At 63.2% G+C, this 18,823-nt stretch carries 19 protein-coding genes and 1 riboswitch; of the genes, 7 read left to right on the top strand and 12 right to left on the bottom strand.

Annotation, left to right across the window (positions count from 1 at the left end; genetic code table 11):
• Positions 1-101: 101 nt before the first annotated feature.
• The 3 genes from RM2_RS18375 to thiO all read right to left on the bottom strand — a co-directional run bounded on the left by RM2_RS18375 (position 102) and on the right by thiO (position 2,156).
• Positions 102-869 carry a thiazole synthase gene (locus RM2_RS18375; protein ID WP_072690984.1) on the bottom strand — a complete coding sequence of 256 codons (768 nt, stop codon included), beginning with the start codon at positions 867-869 and terminating at the stop codon, positions 102-104.
• Complete coding sequence (thiS, locus tag RM2_RS18370) at positions 862-1,086, bottom strand: sulfur carrier protein ThiS (protein WP_072690983.1); 225 nt, start codon at positions 1,084-1,086, stop codon at positions 862-864. The genes RM2_RS18375 and thiS overlap by 8 nt, the downstream gene beginning before the upstream one ends.
• A gap of 2 nt (positions 1,087-1,088) precedes the next feature.
• The gene (gene thiO, locus RM2_RS18365; protein ID WP_072691018.1) at positions 1,089-2,156 is read right to left on the bottom strand and encodes a glycine oxidase ThiO; all 1,068 of its coding nucleotides are present in this window, start codon (positions 2,154-2,156) and stop codon (positions 1,089-1,091) included.
• Positions 2,156-2,268: riboswitch (TPP riboswitch) on the bottom strand. Its footprint overlaps the gene before it by 1 nt.
• Positions 2,269-2,301: 33 nt before the next feature.
• On the opposite strand from thiO, the gene thiE reads away from it, so the two are divergent.
• Entirely contained in the window at positions 2,302-2,991 is a 690-nt protein-coding gene (thiE, locus tag RM2_RS18360; protein WP_072691017.1) for a thiamine phosphate synthase, read from the top strand.
• Position 2,992: 1 nt separating this feature from the next.
• On the opposite strand, the gene RM2_RS18355 is transcribed toward thiE, so the two are convergent.
• Entirely contained in the window at positions 2,993-3,742 is a 750-nt protein-coding gene (locus RM2_RS18355; RefSeq protein ID WP_072690982.1) for an NUDIX hydrolase, read from the bottom strand.
• A 175-nt stretch (positions 3,743-3,917) separates the two neighbouring features.
• Between RM2_RS18355 and RM2_RS18350 the strand changes: the two genes are divergently transcribed.
• The 4 genes from RM2_RS18350 to RM2_RS18335 all read left to right on the top strand — a co-directional run bounded on the left by RM2_RS18350 (position 3,918) and on the right by RM2_RS18335 (position 9,447).
• Positions 3,918-5,282, top strand: coding sequence for a GlnX family signal transduction membrane protein (locus tag RM2_RS18350; RefSeq protein ID WP_072691016.1), 1,365 nt, complete (start codon positions 3,918-3,920; stop codon positions 5,280-5,282).
• Positions 5,279-6,259 carry a glutamate ABC transporter substrate-binding protein gene (locus RM2_RS18345; RefSeq protein ID WP_084721872.1) on the top strand — a complete coding sequence of 327 codons (981 nt, stop codon included), beginning with the start codon at positions 5,279-5,281 and terminating at the stop codon, positions 6,257-6,259. Before RM2_RS18350 ends, RM2_RS18345 begins: the two co-directional genes overlap by 4 nt.
• 8 nt (positions 6,260-6,267) lie before the next feature.
• Positions 6,268-8,550, top strand: coding sequence for a serine/threonine-protein kinase (locus tag RM2_RS18340; protein ID WP_072690981.1), 2,283 nt, complete (start codon positions 6,268-6,270; stop codon positions 8,548-8,550).
• 687 nt (positions 8,551-9,237) lie between these two features.
• Positions 9,238-9,447, top strand: coding sequence for a hypothetical protein (locus RM2_RS18335; protein WP_072690980.1), 210 nt, complete (start codon positions 9,238-9,240; stop codon positions 9,445-9,447).
• A gap of 544 nt (positions 9,448-9,991) precedes the next feature.
• Here RM2_RS18335 and RM2_RS18330 read toward each other — a convergent pair.
• The 6 genes from RM2_RS18330 to RM2_RS18305 form a co-directional block, all read right to left on the bottom strand.
• The gene (locus RM2_RS18330; RefSeq protein WP_072690979.1) at positions 9,992-10,291 is read right to left on the bottom strand and encodes a hypothetical protein; all 300 of its coding nucleotides are present in this window, start codon (positions 10,289-10,291) and stop codon (positions 9,992-9,994) included.
• Between the two features lie 25 nt (positions 10,292-10,316).
• Positions 10,317-10,529, bottom strand: a complete 213-nt coding sequence (locus tag RM2_RS18325) for a hypothetical protein (RefSeq protein ID WP_072690978.1) — start codon at positions 10,527-10,529, stop codon at positions 10,317-10,319.
• A gap of 3 nt (positions 10,530-10,532) precedes the next feature.
• Entirely contained in the window at positions 10,533-12,080 is a 1,548-nt protein-coding gene (locus RM2_RS18320) for a hypothetical protein (RefSeq protein WP_072690977.1), read from the bottom strand.
• 360 nt (positions 12,081-12,440) lie between these two features.
• Positions 12,441-12,860, bottom strand: a complete 420-nt coding sequence (locus tag RM2_RS18315; protein WP_072690976.1) for a hypothetical protein — start codon at positions 12,858-12,860, stop codon at positions 12,441-12,443.
• An 11-nt stretch (positions 12,861-12,871) separates the two neighbouring features.
• Positions 12,872-13,117, bottom strand: a complete 246-nt coding sequence (locus RM2_RS18310) for a hypothetical protein (protein ID WP_072690975.1) — start codon at positions 13,115-13,117, stop codon at positions 12,872-12,874.
• A gap of 170 nt (positions 13,118-13,287) precedes the next feature.
• Positions 13,288-13,950, bottom strand: coding sequence for a hypothetical protein (locus RM2_RS18305; RefSeq protein WP_072690974.1), 663 nt, complete (start codon positions 13,948-13,950; stop codon positions 13,288-13,290).
• Between the two features lie 339 nt (positions 13,951-14,289).
• On the opposite strand from RM2_RS18305, the gene RM2_RS18300 reads away from it, so the two are divergent.
• Positions 14,290-14,772 (top strand): helix-turn-helix domain-containing protein, encoded by a 483-nt coding sequence (locus tag RM2_RS18300; RefSeq protein WP_072690973.1) that lies wholly within the window; start codon positions 14,290-14,292, stop codon positions 14,770-14,772.
• A 159-nt stretch (positions 14,773-14,931) separates the two neighbouring features.
• Here RM2_RS18300 and RM2_RS18295 read toward each other — a convergent pair whose 3' ends face one another.
• Positions 14,932-16,137 (bottom strand): acetate kinase, encoded by a 1,206-nt coding sequence (locus RM2_RS18295; RefSeq protein WP_072690972.1) that lies wholly within the window; start codon positions 16,135-16,137, stop codon positions 14,932-14,934.
• On the bottom strand, positions 16,134-18,248 hold the full coding sequence (gene pta, locus RM2_RS18290; protein WP_072690971.1) for a phosphate acetyltransferase: 2,115 nt from the start codon (positions 18,246-18,248) through the stop codon (positions 16,134-16,136). The genes RM2_RS18295 and pta overlap by 4 nt, the downstream gene beginning before the upstream one ends.
• Positions 18,249-18,316: 68 nt before the next feature.
• Here pta and RM2_RS18285 point away from each other — a divergent pair.
• Positions 18,317-18,823 (top strand): nitroreductase/quinone reductase family protein (locus RM2_RS18285; protein WP_072690970.1); only part of this gene is annotated, 507 nt, incomplete at its 3' end.

Here is an 18,823-nt window from a genome sequence, read left to right as displayed (position 1 = left end):
TGCCGGAACCACCGGTCGCGCGAATCGGCCACAGGTCTACTCCTGCTTCGTCCCCTGGTACCGGTCGCACCCTGAGTCCGACCCCGAGCCGACCCCGAGATCTAGGACGACGCCTGCGCCCAGAACCGCTTAGGAATGCGGCCGGCGTGACGTGCCTGGTAGCCCGCCACCACCGCCCCACGCATCGCCGACGCCATGAGTACCGGGTCCTTCGCCCTGGTCACTGCCGTGGCCAACAAAACGGCGTCGCAGCCCAGTTCCATGGCGCGAGTGGCGTCACTGGCCGTTCCGATGCCGGCGTCGAGGATGACGGGCACACCCACCCTCTCGACGATCATCTCGATGTTGTGCGGGTTCGCGATACCCAACCCGGTACCGATCGGCGAGCCCAGCGGCATCACGGCTGCACACCCAACTTCCTCTAGCCTGCGAGCCAGCACCGGATCGTCGGTGGTGTACGGCAGGACGACGAAGCCGTCGTCAACCAATTGCTCTGCAGCGCTGACTAACTCGATGACATCAGGCATCAGGGTGCGTTCGTCGGCGATGACCTCGAGCTTGACCCAATCGGTCTCGAGCGCCTCGCGGGCGAGTTGCGCCGTCAGTACCGCCTCGGCCGCACCGCGGCAGCCCGCGGTATTGGGCAGCGGGGCGATGTCAAGGCGGCGCAGCAGGTCCAGCACGCCGGTGCCGCCGGACACGTCGACGCGGCGGATCGCGACCGTGGTCAACTCCGTGCCGGACGCGACGAGAGCCTCCTCGAGGACTGTCAGGTTCGCGGCGCCGCCGGTACCCATGATCAACCGTGAACCGAACGTGCGGTCCGCGATCGTGAGTCCGTTCGGCGCAGCGAGCGCCCCGTCAGCCACCCTGTACCGCCGTGAGGATCTCAATCTCCCAGCCCCGAATCACAAACTCGTCCCACCGGGCACGCGGAAAGACTGCACCGTTGACCGCGACAGCGATGCCCTTGGTGGGCAGGTTCAGCGTCTGCAGCAATTCGGTGACGGTCAACGGTTCCGTGAACTCCCGGTCCTCGCCGTTGACACTGATGCCGATCGGCACCACTACTTGTTGCTCACGCATCTCTACCTCACTACTTTCTCGAAACGTTCAACGTCGGCGGCTTTCGCCTCCACCAGAGCCGAACCCCCCAGCAGAGCCACCGTCGCGTCGGCGGTGACCGGCGCCAGAAGGATGCCGCCTCGGCCGTGACCGGTTGCCACCACGACACGATCGGACACCCGGCCGATCAGAGGCAAATTGTCTGGAGTCATCGGGCGTAGACCTGCGGAAACCTCGCGCAGTTCGTACTCGCCGACAGCCGGCATCAACGCTTCGGCATCCGCGATCAGGTCACGAACACCCGCGACGGTGACCTGGGTGTCGTTACCCGACTCGTATTGAGTGGCACCCACGACGATGCCGTCGGGGCGCGGCACCAGGTATACGGGACGGCCGTGCACACTGCCGCGAATGGTGCGTCCAGGCGCGGGCGTCACCCCGGGCCGGGAGCACAGCCGCAGGATTTCGCCCTTGACCGGGCGAACCGGGAGTCCGGGCCACAGCGACGGAGAGTCGATGCCCGCGGCGACCACGATCTGATCCGTTTCAAGCCGCTCGAGGCTGTGCACCGCCTGGGCGATGCACTCAACTCCCGCGTCCACCGCGCACTGCCGCAGCGCATGCAGTAGCTGTCGGTTATCCACGGCCAGTTCGTCGACCGCCAAGAGTCCCAACCGGACTCCGCGGCCCAGCATCGGCTCCAATTCACGGACCTCGGCGCGGTTCAGGATCTGCAGATCCCGACCCTGCGCGCCCACCCATTCGGCGATGGTTCGCAGGTCCTCGACGTCGGCGCCGTCCAGCGCGACGGTGAGCGAACTTTCCGACGTGAATAGGTCGACCCCCGCGCCGACCTCGAGTTCCTTGCCGAATTCAGGCCATCGGTCGAGCGACGCGATCCCCACTTCGAGAACGCTCTCCTCACCCGGCCAGCCCTCGGAGAGTGGGGCAAGCATTCCGCCCGCCGCCCAGGACGCGCCTGATCCGATCGACGGGTCGTACAGACGAACCGACCAGCCATTCCTGGCTGCACGCCACGCAATCGACAGACCTATCACTCCGCCACCGACGACGGACACCGATCTCGGCACGAAATCCCACCTCCACTTCCTGCGCCGGCATGATCCGGGTCAGGTATGACGGTCGGGTTCGGCGTGACCCCCTCTCAGCCCCACGTTCCTCGGGACTCCCGTGTTGCACCTTCAGCGTAGAGGCTACCGTCATGCAGTGACCACCATGCCTCCCGCCGATTTCGCAGACCGCGGCCGCCGCCTCGAAACAGCGCGCTTGTATCTGTGCACCGACGCGCGACGCGACAAGGGCGACCTGGCGCAATTCGCGGAGGCCGCGCTGTCCGGTGGCGTCGACATCATCCAACTCCGCGACAAGGGTTCGGCCGGGGAGAGGGAGTTCGGTTCGTTGGATGCCCGGGACGAACTGAATGCACTGTCGGTCCTCGTGGCCGCGGCGAGGCGCCACGGTGCGCTACTCGCTGTCAACGACCGTGCCGATATAGCCCTGGCTGCCGGGGCGGACGTGCTCCACCTCGGTCAGAGCGACCTACCCGTACCGCAAGCGCGGACCGTGGTGGGCCCCGACATCCTGATCGGTCGGTCCACTCACAACCGCGCGCAGGCGAGCCTCGCGGCGATCGAGGACGGCGTCGACTACTTCTGCACGGGACCGGTGTGGGCAACTCCAACCAAGCCCGGACGCAGCGCGTCGGGAATCGAGTTGGTTCATTCGACCGCCGATTCTCGGCCGAACCGTCCCTGGTTCGCGATCGGCGGCATCGACGAACCCCGGGTGCCGGAGATCCTTGCGGCCGGTGCCACCCGCATCGTCGTCGTCCGGGCCATTACCGAGGCTGACGACCCACAGGCGGCCGCACGCTCACTCTCGATCCTGTTGCGACAGAACGGGTAAACTACAGCCAGCCCAGCACCGTGGACGGCGGAAGAATCACGATCGTGGACGGCAACTGATCGATCACGTCGGGATCGGTGGTCACGACGGCAGTCACCAATCCCAGAGTGCTACCATGACCGGCTGACTCGGCGAGACGATCTATCAGCTGCGGCGCTTCGAGTACCTTTACGCGCCGAAGCCACCCGCACGTGCCGTCGGGTAGGTGAACCGTGCGAGGCAACACCGTCGACAACTGAGTCAGGTCTCCGTGCTTCGCCGGCACATCCTGTGGGTCGAGCAGCAACCGGACCTCGGTGGTCCTCAATCGCGGCCATCCCGCTTCGAATCCGGGGTGCAGTAGCAGACCGGTGACCTCGGCCTCCCGAACCCAGCGCAACTCCACGCTCTCCCGGTTCGCAACCGTGGGCATCGGACGCTCGGTGTCGGCGATCACCGTGGTGTAACTCCAACCGCTCGCCGCCTTGGTCGTGAGGATCTCGCCACGAACCCGTATCACCTCGGTCTCGATGCCTGCTTCCTCTTGCGCCTCACGTACCGCGGCATGGGTGGTGGTCTCGTGACTGTCGCGAGCCCCACCCGGCAACGCCCACGTACCGCCCTGGTGACTCCACAATGCACGGTGCTGAAGCAACACCGCGGGTGTTTGGTCGGCAAGAGGCGCGCGCAGCAACAACCCGGCAGCGCCATGCTTGCCCCAATGACGACTGCCGTCCGGTCCGGTTACCCAACCGTCACCATCACCACGCATCGACTACCCCTGTCCGACCTGATGGGTCACCTTCGGTTCCCTCACACTAGCGGTTCGTCCCGCAAGTACCCGCAGGCAATCGGGCGACGATCCGGACCGGTCCGGATCGCGCCGAACCGCGGCTTTCCCTTATATGCTCGCCATTAGTAGAGAACATTCCTGGGAGGTGATCGAGGTGGTTCTGCGAAAGGCTCCGTCGATCGAACCCCACGGGAGCCCCGCTTCGACCGCCGGCGCGAAGGACGACGTCGAACCCGTGATGACACCCTGGAAGGAACTGCGCGCCTTCCTCGCCTCGACCCCCGGCAAACTCACCGTACTCGGCGCCCTCCTCACCCTCCTCACCCTGACCGCGGGTTTCGTCGCCGCATCGATTGTGAACGCCAGCGAGGCCACCCTCGACACCATGCTGGCCGAGACGGAACCGCTCGCGTACTCGACACGGAGCCTCTACACCTCTCTGTCGGTGGCGGACGCCGCGGCAACGACGGCGTTCATCTCCGGGGGTCTCGAACCGCCCGAACTCCAGGACCGGTACGCGCAGGCCATGGCCACAGCCTCCTCAGACCTCGTTTACGCGTCGACGGGCGGACCCGCAGTACGTGATCCGAACAGCAGAAGGCTGCTGTCCTCGATCGCCACTGATCTCAGCGCTTACGCGGGCGTCATCTCTACCGCGCGGGCCAACAATCGGGCCGGTAACCCGGTCGGTGCCTCCTATCTCAGCGAAGCCTCCACATTGATGCAGAACCGCATACTGCCGATGGCCAGGCAGTTGCTCGCTCAGCAAGAAACCCGCATCGCGGACATTCAGCGGAGCTACTCCCGTCCGCCCTGGCTGGCACTGGGCCTGATTTTCGTGTCCCTCGTGGCTCTAGTGTTCGCTCAAATCACCATCGCCAGGATCAGCCGGCGCAAGTTCAATCTCGGCTTGATCCTGACGTCGTCGTGCACGGCAATCCTCCTGGTCTGGATGCTGGTGGCCGGGCTGATCTCCTCCGTCGACGCCAGACGCGCGCTGACCGAGGGCGCCCGCCCGCTGCACGACTTGGCCGCCGGGCGAATCCTGGCCCAGCAGGCGCGCACCCAGGAGATGCTCAAACTGGCCCGCCGCGATTCCGACGGCGACTACGACGAGATTTTCGACGACAAGTCGAGGCAGTTCGGCGATCTACTGTCCCACTACCCCGGCGATGTCGATCAGCGGGTCGGTCAGGACGAGGTGACGAATGCTCAGGAAGCGTGGACTCGCTGGTTGTCGGCGCACGAGCGGATGAACGCCATACTCGGCACGGGTGATTTCGACTCGGCGGCGACGGTTGCCATCGGTCCGGGACCTGACGATTCCGCCGCCCAATTCGCCGCCGTCAACGACGCCCTCAACGATGGAATCGAGATTGCCCGCGACCACTTGCGTTCGAACGTCGCGTCCGCGGCCGGGGTGCTGACCGCGCTCGGTCCCGTCACACTCGGCCTGACGCTGGTCGGGTCCGGAGGAATTATCATCGGGTTGTGGCCCCGGTTGAGGGAATACCAGTGAGGCGGCCCCGTATGGCGCTCGCACTGATGGCGCTCGCACTGTTGATCGGCGGGTGCGCGGAGTCGAGTCCGGACTACGCCGGATCGCCGAACCCCACGTACATCCAGCCGCTACTACCCGCCGGCGCAACCGAGATCCCCGGAAGGGCCGAGGCCCTGCCACCGACTCCAGAGAAGGATTGCGGCGACCCTACAGCTAGCCTTCGACCCTTTCTCGACTCCGACCAGGCCCACTCAACACCCACCGTCGACGCGATTCGCGCAAGGGGACGTCTGATCGTCGGACTCGACACCGGCCGCAACCTCATGAGTTTTCTCAATCCCACCACCGGCGAGATCGAGGGCTTCGACGTCGACATCGCTCGTGAGATCTCTCGGGACCTGTTCGGCGATCCCAACCGCCTCGAACTCCGCATCGTCATGTCCGAAAACCGCGAGAAGGCACTCGAGGAGTCAACAGTCGATGTCGTGGTGAATACCATGTCCATCACTTGCGACCGACGGGAGCGGGTGGAATTTTCCACCGAATACCTCCAGGCGAAACAGCGAATTCTCACCGTAAAGGGTTCACCGATCCGTAGTCTCGCCGACCTCGACGGAAAGCGTGTCTGCGTCGTTCCCGACACAACCTCAATGGAACGGTTACAGCAGATCGCCCCTACTGCAAACATCCTTACAGTCCCGATGTGGTCGGATTGCCTCGTGGTACTGCAACAGCGACAGGTCGATGCGATCAGCACCGACGACGCGATCCTGGCGGGCCTCACGTCCCAGGACCCGTACCTCGAGATCGTCGGCGACAGCATGGGCGTCGAATCCTATGGGATCGGCATCCCTCAGGCGAACAAGGACCTCGTACGTTTCGTCAACGGCACGCTCGAGCGCATCCGCAGTGACGGGACCTGGACCAGGATCCACTCTCAGTGGCTGCCGATACTGGGGCCGCCCACCGCACCGTCCGCCGTGTATCGAGATTGAGGGGATACGTGCCGCAGCATTCGAAAGATCCGGAGTCCCCGAACCCGGAACTCACCACCCAGGCCGCGGTCCGGGAATCCGACGACGGGCCTGCCACCCAGGCCGCAGAGACGACCCAGTCGTCTGGCTGGGCAGAAACCGGTCGCTCGGTGCGCTCGGCGCGCAGCCGTTCCGGTCACCGCCTACGCCTCGGCGGTGGCCTCGTAGAGATTCCGGTAGTGACGACACTCGACCCAGCCTCTGCGGTGATGACTGATCCGAAGGTTCCCGAAAGTAAACGCTTCTGCTGGAAATGCAATAAGCCGATCGGCCGCAGCAGCAACCTGTCCGAGGGATCAGAGTTCGGCCAGTGCTCCTCGTGTGAAGCTACATTTGACTTCAGGCCGCTGCTGCACCGGGGAGACCTGGTGGCTGGTCAGTACGAGGTGCAGGGATGTATCGCGCACGGCGGTCTCGGGTGGATCTATCTCGCGATCGATCGCAATGTGAGCGACCGGTGGGTGGTCCTCAAGGGCTTGCTGCACTTCGGTGATACCGAAGCTCAGGCCGTGGCGGTGTCCGAACGCCAGTTCCTCGCCGAAGTGGGCAATCCCAGCATCGTGAAGATATTCAACTTCGTTGAGCACCCCAGTTTGGACGGCACTCCGATTGGCTACATCGTCATGGAGTACGTCGGTGGTCATTCGCTGCGGGACGTCATGTCGACTCATGCCCGTCCTGGGCGGATCCCGATCGAGCAGGCTATCGCGTATGTGCTCGAAATCCTTCCCGCACTGGAATACCTACATACCATCGGACTCGCCTACAACGACCTCAAGCCCGATAATGTGATGGTCACCGAGGATTCAGTCAAGTTGATTGACCTCGGTGCGGTCTCCGGTCTCGGTGCCTACGGCCACATCTACGGCACTCTCGGGTATCAGGCCCCGGAGATCCTGAAGACTGGCCCGACCATTGCGTCCGACATCTACACGGTCGGGCGAACACTCGCTGTGCTGACCCTCGAAATGCCGTTCGACAATGGTCGGTATCTCGACGGGATTCCGTCTCCCGAGGAGGCACCGCTCCTCGCCGAATTCGAGACCTTCCACCGCCTGCTGTTACGCGCCACCAACCCCGATTGGAACCAGCGTTTCGTATCGGCCGACGAAATGGCGGGCCAACTCACGGCCGTGCTGCGCGAGACGCTTGCCCAGCAGACCGGAGAGGAGCATCCCGGAATTTCCCGTGTGTTCGGCAGACAGAGAACAACTTTCGGCACGAACGAGACAGTAGAACAGACCGACGTGTATCTGGACGGTGTCGAGCGAGACAGTAATCTGGGTCCGAAGTCGGTGGCCCACGCGTTGGCGGTGCCGCTGATCGACCCGACCGATCCAAGTGCTCAACTTCTCGCCTCCACGGTGCACAGCGAGCCGCAGTTGACGCTGGATTCCATTCGGCGCGCGCGTGAGGGAGGAATCGAAGGGGTCGTCAGCGGCCTCAACGAGTCCTTCTCCCGCGAACTCACGCTCGCCGAGGTCAGGGCGAACCTCGACCTCGATGACGCTGCGGCCGCGATCGAACTCGTCGGCACCGTAGAGGCAGAGATCGGAAGAAACTGGCGCGTCGACTGGTACGCCGGGCTCACCTGCCTGGTTGACGGCGCATACGAGGCCGCGTTCAACCATTTCGATTCCGTGTTGCAGGCAGTCCCCGGCGAGATTGCGCCTAAACTCGCCCTCGCCGCCACCGCCGAATTGATCCTGCAACAGAAGGAAAGTTCCGCCCATCCGAAATGGCGGACAGTCGCAGAGACGTACTACCAGGCAGTGTGGCGCACCGACCACAGCATTGTCAGTGCCGCGTTCGGGTTGGCACGGCAACTTACCGAGCGCGGAGATCTTGCCCGTGCCATTGCAGCCCTCGACCAGGTACCCGCCACGTCCCGGCACTTCAACATTTCCCTGATGACGAGCGCTCTGATGCTGCTGTCCGGCCGGCCGATCGACGAGATTGACGAGACTTCGCTTCGAGAGGCCGCAGCCCGAATCGAGTTGCTTGCGCCCGAGGTAGGCCGAGGACTGCAGATGCGAACCCTCATACTGGGAACAGCGCTCGATTGGGTGTGTTCGGGTCACACCTCGAAGACAGAACACGAACCGATCCTCGGCGTGACGTTCACAGAACGGGGGCTGCGTGCGGGCGCAGAGGCGGGCCTGAGGGCGCTGGCGCGCAACGCCACCGAGCGCGCTCACCGATACACCCTGGTGGACACCGCCAACGCCATCCGGGCGAAGAGTTTGCTGTGACACCGCCCCCAACCAATTGAGCCACAGCACGGGCGATTGCCAGTTCCCCGCTAGCAGGTGCGCCCAGTATTTCGACCCGGAGATTCCACCGAGATCCTCAGGACAGCAAGGAAATCCGTGTAGCCTGGGCCGGTTTGCACCATTGCAGGGGCCGACCGCGACGGTGAACGCACGTAAAAGCCCGCAGCCCGCAACCGAGCGGCTCAGCCGACCGACAAGACGTCGAAACGGGGCTGGGACGGCTGATAGGGCGCAGGGCTTCCCGGCGGTGGGATTGCCGCTTCAACCTCGCAGGATGCACAATTCGCCGACCGTGTTGGCGTCGCTGAGCTAGCCTCCTCGCGAAGGGGATGCAACCTGGTATGTACTTCGCGAGCTTCGAAAGGTCTTCTGTGAGAATGCTCGCCAGGGCAGGTGTCTTGGCTGAGTGACCTCGGGTCGCCATCTCGACCACCGTGATCAGTCGGCGCTGACGGCCGGTGGGGCGGCGGGGTTGGGTCTCATCATCTGCGGTAATCCTGGCGTCGGCCAGTCCGCCTAAGCGGCGGCAGTGGGTGCGTTGGCCGGCGCGGCGTCGTACGTTGCTTCGTATAGTCACTGCCCAAATCGCATTACGGGTTCGACTTCTACTGAAGCTGAGCTAGAAACCAACGTCCTCAGCCGGCCGAACCCGTACCCTCGGTGCACATGCGTCTGAGGAAAAACGAGGTCCAAGGCCTGACCGCGGGTTTGATCATTCTGGTGATAGCTTCGGTCACCGCTGGTGTGCAATCGCACTCCTGGGCCACGTTCGCGTATGTCGCCGTAGTAGGGGGCATCTTCGGTGTTGCAGCGCTTGCGGCGGTTCGTCTACTGTTCTCGCCGAAACGCGATCAACCGAAGAAGAAAAGGGAGTGACGGGTCTCCGTCTGCGGCCTCGGTGTGGGCGCGTTCTGCAAGTGAGATCGACCGGCAGCAGAGCCTCCTCTAATCCGTCCTCACGGACCGACGACTGGACCGTCGACTCCTGGAAAACTGTCACGGCGTAGCCGTAGTTCCCCGACGTTCGACTGATCTTCGCAGGCGTGGTGGGAATCGTGGTGCTCGCTGGTCCCGGAGAGCAGGCTCAGAGAAGGTTGTCCTCCCGGTGATCTCGCTGCCGGCAGTGGGGCTGTTCACGACCGCGCAGGCAAGAGCGCTTGGGTTCTCCGCCCAGCAGATCGCCCGGCACCGGGCGTGGCACCGTCGAGTGGCTACGCCAGCATCTATCGGATCGAGGGCGCCCCAAGCGCACCGGACGAACAGTTGCGGGGGCCTGGCTGTTGATCGAACCGGTAGTCACCGCCGGAGAGCATTCTTGCAGCGCTTCCTCGCCCATCTGTTCTCCGAGCCAGGAGACCGGTAGCAAACAAAACCCCCTGCGGCCCGGCTGGACAGCCAAGTAGCAGGGGGTTTAATGTGTTCAGATCCAGAACAATTCTGGTGGTGGTTCCATTTCGATACCCTGACGTTCCAATTCCGTCAGCACCCCCCTGTCCCACACCTCATGCTCCCGTTGCGATTTACGCACACATATCACATCCTGTTCAAGTTCGTCCACGCGCTTGTTGACCAGTTTCACTTGCCTGATCGCGGCATCCGACAACACCGCCACACCGTCGATACGCACCCGCTTGCGGGTCACCAGAGCCTTTACTGCGACGCTCCCGACACTACCCGTGGCCAGCAGCAGCACAGCTGACAGAAGCACTTCCCAGTTCATTCGGGTCCCTCCCAGCCGCAACGGCTCACGGGGTCGGCGTCACCCGTGCCCGGGTCAACTCACCCGCGCCGACACCGAGCACAACGGTAGCTATTGTCAGCAGCGCATCGGACATGTCCGCATCGAGTTTCCCGGTGGCGACACGACCACCCAGCAGGATACCCAGCAGCGCCACCACGGCGACCCGGACCGGCTCCTTGGCAAGGATGTTCTTCAGGATGTTCTTCAGGACGTTCATCTTTCAGTTCCCTTCTTCCGGACCCAGCGGTGTTGCCGGATCGACCCATTCAACTTCCACGTAGGAATCCGTCACCGCATCAAGAGACCTCATCGCTTGCTGCGACACGTCCACCACGCGATACTTCGGCCCTGAGGGCACAGCCCACGCACCCGGACCCCAGTCCGCCGGGCGAACCACCACAGCGCGCCCATTGGCCGGATTTGCTACCCGCAGCCGACGATTCGGCAGATACGCTTTCAGCTCGAAGTCCGACGTTCCGGCAACCGGCTTCACCCACAGGCGGTTCACCGGATCAGGCTGAACCTCGCAGTAGCCGAATCGCATCGCGCAATACCACGGGTCTGCAGGGTTATCGGCAGGTTCACCCGAGATGCCCATCTTCCGACCGTGCGTGCTCCGATCGTCAGGTCCACCGAAATAACTTATGCCTCCACGCATCCCGTCCACCGGCATCAGCTTCCGTTCCTGCACCGTCGGAATGTACTGCGCTCGGTCACTGAGCGGCACATCGTCACCCTCTGCGGACAGAACAGCGAGGGTTCCTTCCGGTGCCCAGTAGATGCGCCCGCCGTCGAACTGTTGGTATGCACCTGAGTCGAACGGTATTTGGTTGGAAACAGGCCAGCCTAAAAGACCTTCCTGGAACCCGGCACGCTTCCACCGTTCACCGATTGGACCGGCAACGTAGAAACCCCACTTCCCGGTCTTCCGGTACAACGTGCCCCGTTCGAAAGACTGCACCAGGCCACCCTCCAACTCGCTGTGATCACCCACCGGGTAGCCGAGCGAGCCTGTCTCCCAGCCGAGTGCGGTGTACGTGATGAACAGTTCTTCCGGGATCGGGTGCGCGCCGTACTCCGGGGTCCAGTAGATGTGCCCGTGCTCGTACTCTGCGTAGCGGCCGCGACCGTCCGGTGTGGGCAGTTCGATTGCCTCGGTCAGCTTGTCCCCCAACCATTCGGATACGGCTCGCTTCGCCGCGATGGCGTTCGGAACCGGCACGTCCACCACGGGTGGCGAGTCGCCTCGATAGTGGGCTATCCACGCGGCGAACACATCCCACGGAAAGTTTTGGCCCACGTCGGTGTGGCTGCCGATCCGCAAGCCCTTCGTGATTCCGTGATGATCTGTAGCACCGGACATGCCGCGCGCAATCTGATCCCAATCAACGGTGTACAGGTTGTCGAAACCGTACTTGCGCCCGTCTTGCACGAAGATCCGCGCCGACTCCTGTATGGCGTTGCCGAACTTTGTGCTCCACTCGTTGCGGGTCATCTCTGCGAACGAGCCGGCAAAACAAAAATTCACCGTGTAGGGGTTGGCGTCCAGCACGGACCAGGAAGCGCGGTCGGTGTCCACCACGTCTACGTTTGTGAAGTTATCGCACGAATAGTGGTAGGTTACCCCGCTGCTCGGCTGCTGCAGGTACCTTGCCAGGCTGTACGCGTCTCCCCTGCCCTGCTGGGTGTGCAACACGTACAACCGGATCCGCGCGCCGTGTCGGCTGCTGTGGTTCGGTGAGATGCCGGTCTGGTCTACTTCAATCATTGCTCTGCCTCCCCCAATACGGGCCAGATACCTACCGGGCCCAGTCCGATGTAATCCTCTGCGCTGGTGAATACTTCGATCCAGTTCCGAGAAATTCCTGTCAATAGGTTGTATGACCGGCGCAGCAGTCGCACTGCCAGGTTCTCTGCCTCCGACCGCCCGGGGCCTCTACGTTGGCCCGCGATATGTTTCGAGACCTGTGCCGCTTGAAGCTCTGTGCACGTATCGTCGTCATCTCCTGTGATATGCACTGGTCTCGACCGGCCACCACCGCCCACTGCGTCGCGATTTGACACGCATCCCTTGTATGCTGGCCTTGATCACCGGCCCACCCAACGTTGGAGCACTGCGCATTCCGGTCTAGTTCGAATTGGGTGATCCGGTCTTGAACCACCCGGATTCGGCTGCCGCCTTGGCCACCATGAGTGCGACCACGTCGTTCGTGACCTCGCCGTCGTCGCGGGCTTCCTCGAACGCTGCGGAAAGAGCGGCAGAAACAATGGATTGCAGAGTGCTGTGGACCAGTCCGCGCGGACAATCGCGGTACTTCTCGTTCAGGTCGGACGTGATCCTGGCCGGACTGTATCGCCAGCCCACCCGGGTTGCCGCTTCGGCCACCGCGTCACCCAGTTCGATCGGCTGGTAGTAGATGCCCTTTTCGACGAAGTCCTGTCCCGCGCAGAAAAGCACTGCAGCAGTGATGTGTTCGAGTCTGTCGTGGTCCTTACCACAGGTGCAGGATCTGGTGTTGTAGGTGCTGCGGCTCTCGTGGAAGGTCATGGAGTGCTCCTTCAATTTTCGGCCCAGTCCAACCTCTCGACGATCTCATCGAGAATGCATGCAAGTGTGCGAACGTCTTGACTTTCCAATGCGAGCGGTCCGAGGTGTGTCTGAATGCCGAGCGTGGTGTTGTGCGTCATGCTGACCGGCAAATCCATCAGCTGGTTGCCTATTCGAATTCCGACGATGCCGAATTCATACAACGTTGCGTCTGTTCCGGGGTCCGGCTGCGTCGTGGCCGTGAACGGGTTTGCCATGGTGTGCCCGTACTTTCTCGAATGATCGGCTGTTACGCCGTATCAAATGGTCTATCAATTCATCGGGGAGGTTCCTAGACCTCTTGCTCACACGCTTCTCGCTTTCTCTCGGCATCCTGGGGTCCGTAACGGCCTTTCCCCTCGGATCGGCGGGAAGGGTGCGCCGCGTTTTATCGGATGGACGCGATGCCACTTCGTAGCAAGCTGAGTGCATCGATCAAGGCCTGAATATCGCAGACCAGCTTGACAGCATCGTTTTCGTTCAACGTCATGTCGGCGACGGCACCAGAAAGCTTCTCGATGTCCTTAGCGGTGCGGTACAAGTCACCGAGTGCGGCGAGGAACGGGTTGGCCGGTTCGGGTTCCTGCTCGAGTTCGGTGGTTTCCTCGGCGTTTTCCGGTTCCGGGATTTCGCCGGCTGCCACCTGTTCGGAACTCGGTTGGGCGGCAGCCTTGGCACCGCTGTCGTAGTACGTCTGCCAGTCTGCCTCGTCCTCCTCGGGCAGGGATACTTCCTCACCGGCCAGGATGCCGCCGTTCACTACGCCGTCCACACGGGCCGATTCCCATGCATGCCAGTACTGCGATACCGTTTGGCGCTTGCGGAGTCCGAAGATTCGGAGGGCTGCGAATTCTGAGAAGGTGAGTCGAGGCGCCTGTCCGTTAGCGGACGAGCAGATCAGTACGTGCTGGTTACGGCCAGGCGCACACCATGCGTAGACCATCGCGGCCCGGGACCACTGGCCCTTCTCGATGGCGCGGCCGATCTGGTTGCCCTGCGTCACGAGCTGGTTCTTCGTGGTCGGGACTTTGAATGTCGCTGAAGTGTTCATCGTTCCATCCCTAATCCTGTTCTCGCAGCTGCTTCTGTGTGGTTCTCCTGTTACTGATGTTGCTGGTGTGATCCGAATCACCTTGTCTACACACTGTGCGCCTCCCAAATCTTGGGGTAAAGGGTTACAGGATTACGGGATGATTACAACCGCAATTGACTCTCCATCTGCAGGTCACCGCACTATGTGCGGATTTTCTGACCTAAACCTGGCGAAACCTCTTCCCAAAAACAAACTCGGGGGGCAAAATGTTTGGGGCGAAACAAACCAGCCAGCCAGGGAGTACATCAGCCGTTCGGCCACAGACCAAGTCGGGAAGAAAGCGAGCAAATAGAACTGATGGACATAGACCACAAGGTCGACCGGCTGCCATCATCCGCGCCAGCCGCTGACCAGAAGAAGGCGCTGGGAGACCTGATATGTCGGCGCCGCGAGGAACTTTCGCTGTCGCAGGAGAAGCTGACCGAGCTTGGTGGACCTTCTCCGGAAACGTTGCGACAGTATGAGATCGGCAACATCCCGGACCGGCCGCAGGATCGTACGCTGGCCAGCCTGGACCGCGCTCTGCTGTGGCGCGTCGGTTCCGCGCGAAGCGTGCTGGTGGACGGCGCCGCACCGCTACCCGTGATAGAAGAACCTGGCAGCCATCGCAGCGGGCAGCACGTCACAGTTGAGTCGAAACAGGTCGCTCGTCTACTGAATGTCTCCGCCGAGCTACTGCAGTGCGCGAAACGGCAACCGCTGCGACCGGACGTTTCGGCCGCCGTGAATCAGCTGCATCTGATCGCGAGCGAGTTGGGCGTACAGGCTCTCAATCAGTAGACACACCACTCGATCTCGATATGGGCCGGCTTCTTTCACCCGGTTGGTCGTCACGGTTATCGAGGTGCGGATGATCTCGCGCTGATCGTCCGGATCGAGGGCGTCCCGCATCGCCGGGCTCAACTGTCCGGGCCCCAACCAACCCCGCCGCCGCCCAGCTCAGCCCCCGACCAACTCAGCTGCGGCTCGGGCAATCGCCAATTCCTCGTCGGTAGGCACAACCAGCACCTGGACCCCGGAGTTGTCCGCCGAGATACGCCGGGGCGCATGAGAATCCGCGCAGTTGCGCTCGTCGTCTACGACGATGCCGAGGCGCCCCAGCCCAGCCAGACTGTCGCGCCGTACATCTGCGTTGTTCTCGCCTACTCCCGCGGTGAACGTGATCACGTCGACGCCGCCCAGTTCGACGAGATAGGCACCGATGTACTTGCGTAGGCGGTGAATGTACACGTCGTAGGCCAGCGCGGCGCGCTCGTCCCCCTCACCGACGAGCGTCAGCAGCGCCCGAAAGTCGTTGACTCCCGACAAACCCTTCAGGCCGGAATGCCGGTTCAGGAGGTCGTCGATCTGACCGATCCCCATTCCGGCGCTCCGGTGGAGGTGCAGTACGACCCCGGGATCGATGTCGCCGCACCTCGTACCCATGACAAGTCCCTCCAGCGGTGTGAGGCCCATGCTCGTGTCGATCGCCCGACCACCGCGGATCGCGGATGCCGAGGCGCCGTTGCCCAGGTGCAGCACGATCTGGTTCAGTTCCGAGAGGTCTTTGCCGAGGAATTCTGCCGCCCGGGCCGACACGAACTGATGCGAGGTGCCGTGGAAGCCGTACCGCCGGATGCCGTGTTCCTTCGCCACCTCCCGATCGATGGCATAGGTGGCTGCTTCGGCGGGGAGAGTATGGAAGAACGCGGTGTCGAACACACCAACGTGCGGGATGTCGGGCAGCGCCGCCCGCGCCACCTCGATACCGATCACATTGGCAGGGTTGTGGAGCGGTGCGAGGGAAGACAAGTTTGAAATAGATTGCACCACTTCGTCATCAATGACCGTGGGTTCGTAGAACACATCGCCGCCGTGGACGAGGCGGTGTCCGACGGCGAGGATGCCCACTTCGCTCAACGGACGGCCGACCTCGGCGACGATGTCCGCCGCCATCGTCAGTCCGACGCGGTGGTCGGGAATGGCTACCTTCCGTTCCTCCACGCCACCGCAATGGCGGTACACGATGCGACCGTCCGGTTCGCCGATTCGTTCGATGAGACCGGAAGCCGACGACTCGCCCGTCTCCGGATGGATCAACTGGAACTTGATCGAGGACGAACCTGAGTTGAGGACCAGTACCGAACCTGCGGTGCCTTCGCTCACTTCTCCGCTCCCTGCGCCTGAATCGCCGTGATCGCCACGGTGTTGACGATGTCCTCGACCAATGCCCCTCGTGACAGGTCGTTGACGGGTTTGCCGAGCCCCTGCAACACCGGGCCCACCGCGACGGCGCCGGCGCTACGCTGCACCGCTTTGTACGTACTGTTGCCGGTGTTGAGGTCAGGGAAGATGAAGACGGTCGCCTTTCCCGCCACCTGCGAGCCCGGCATCTTCTTGTCCGCGACACTCTGCTCGATGGCTGCGTCGTATTGAATAGGACCATCCACCAACAAGTCCGGGCGACGTTCGCGGACGAGGGCAGTAGCCGACCGCACCTTGTCGACATCCGCACCGGAACCTGAATCGCCGGTGGAATATGACAGCATTGCGATGCGGGGTTCGATGCCGAACTGCGCTGACGTCTGGGCCGAGGAGATTGCAATGTCGGCCAACTGCCCGGCGGTCGGGTCGGGCACCACCGCACAATCGCCGTAGACGAGAACCCGGTCGGACAGGCACATCAGAAACACGCTCGACACCGTGGACACACCTGGCGTCGTCTTGATGATCTCGAGCGACGGCCGGATGGTGTGCGCCGTCGTGTGCGCGGCACCGGACACCATGCCGTCCGCGATTCCCAAGTGCACCATCATGGTTCCGAAGTACGAAATATCTGTCATTACTTCTCGGGCGCGTTCGACGGTCATGCCCTTGTGCGCGCGGAGCCGCGCGTATTCTGCCGCAAACTGCCCAGCGTGCTCAGATGTCCGGGGGTCGAGAACCTGCGCGTCACCGAGATCGACGCCGAGTTCCGCCGCACGGAGCCGCACCTCAATCTCATCACCCAGGATCGTGAGCTGCGCTACCTTCCGCTGCAACAGCCTGCCCGCAGCCCGGAGGATGCGGTCGTCGTCGCCCTCGGGGAGGACGATGTGCTTTCGCTGTGCGCGAGCCCTGTCGATCAGCTTGTACTCGAACATCTGTGGGGTCACCACCGACGGGATCGGCAGCTTCAATCGCCCGAGCAATGTCGGCGCGTCCACCCGCTGTTCCATGAGGCCGAGGGCGGTGTCGACCTTACGCTGCGAGCCGACCGCCACCCGGCCGCGTGTCTGCGCGGCAATGCTCGCCGCGTCGAACGTGCCCAGCGCCGTCGTGATTATCGGCAATCTTGGCTCGAGTCCCGCCAAGAGGTTGGTGATGGCCGGATGCGGAGACAAGCCGCCGTTCATGATGATGCCGGCGAGAGACGGAAACCCTTCGGCCTCATGCGCGTTGACCATCGCCAGGAGGACGTCGGAGCGGTCCGCGGGAACGATCACCGCCACCCCCTCCGTCAGCCGCTCGAGGATGTGCTCGGCCGTTATGCCGCCCACCATGACTCCCAGCGCCTCGCGGTGGAGCAATTCGGGGTCGCCGCTGAACAGCGTGCCGCCGAGCGCGTCGAGGAGCTCCGCCATCGTCGGCGCAACCAGCAGAGGGATCTCGGGCAGGCTCCATGCCGGTACCCCGGTGTGGGACAGCGCGGCGGCAACAGCGTCGAGGTCGCCGGGGTCGCATCGATTGGCAACCACGGCCAGCAGGTGTGCATGGTGGACAGCCAATTCGCCGCTGCAGAGCTTCGCGAGCTGGGCGACCTCATCGGGGGTGCGTCGCGCGCCCCGCAACGCCAGCAAAACCGGCGCGCCAAGGTTGACGGCGATCCTAGCGTTGTAGCCGAGCTCGCTCGGGCTTGCCACGTCGCTGTAGTCGCTGCCGACCACGACGACGGCATCGCATTGCTCCGCAACCTGGTGATATCGGGCGACGATCTCACTGAGTGCGCCCGTGGGGTCGGCGTGGACGTCCTCGTAGGTGACGCCCAGAGATTCTTCGTAGCTGATGTCCACAGTAGTGTGCTCGAGCAGCAGTTCGAGGATGTAGTCGGTCTTCTCGGTCGATCGGGCGATGGGACGGAAGACCCCTACCCGCGCCGCCGAAGCGCAGAGCATGTGCAGGATCCCCAGAGCCATGGTGGACTTGCCGGTATCCCCCTCAGGCGCGGCGATGTAGATGCTCGTGGGTTGGGGACGTGGCGGCGGATTCACTGGTAGGGGTGTCGCGGACGGAGCCATGGCCCTAGCGTATCCGGCGAAATATGCGGCGTGATTGACACCGGCTGAGCAGGGCGGTGTGATAGGTCATGGTCGACTCACCCTTTCCCGATTCCCGTTGGGGCAGCGAGAACAGCATCCTCCGCGAACCCCTGACGGCATTCGCCTCCACCAGCCTCGGCTCGTGGGTGATCAGGTCACTCACCCCGGTGGACCGCCGTCTGCTCGAGCGCACCAACGGCCGTTTCACGATTCTCGGCCCCATCGCTGCTCCCGTCGTGCTGCTTACCACCACGGGACGGAAGTCAGGCGCGCCGCGGACCACGCCGTTGCTATTCCACCGCGAGGGCAAGCAGATCTTCGTTGTAGGCAGCAACTTCGGTCAGGAGCAGCACCCCGCGTGGACGGGGAATCTCCTCGCCGATCCGCATGCCGTCGTCACCATCGGCGGAGTGAAGATCCCGGTCACCGCCACCCTCCTCGCGGAACCGGAGCGCGCACGCATCTACCAGTCGTTCGAGCACATCGCGCGCGTGTACGGCGTCTATGAACATCGAACACACCGCGAAATGCGGGTCTTCGCGCTCGCCGCCATC

The sequence above is a fragment of the Rhodococcus marinonascens NBRC 14363 genome (assembly GCF_001894885.1).
Taxonomy (GTDB): Bacteria; Actinomycetota; Actinomycetes; order Mycobacteriales; family Mycobacteriaceae; genus Rhodococcus_F; species Rhodococcus_F marinonascens.
The sequence above is the reverse complement of the archived record's forward strand: the minus strand, read 5'-3'. Positions and strand labels throughout refer to the sequence as shown.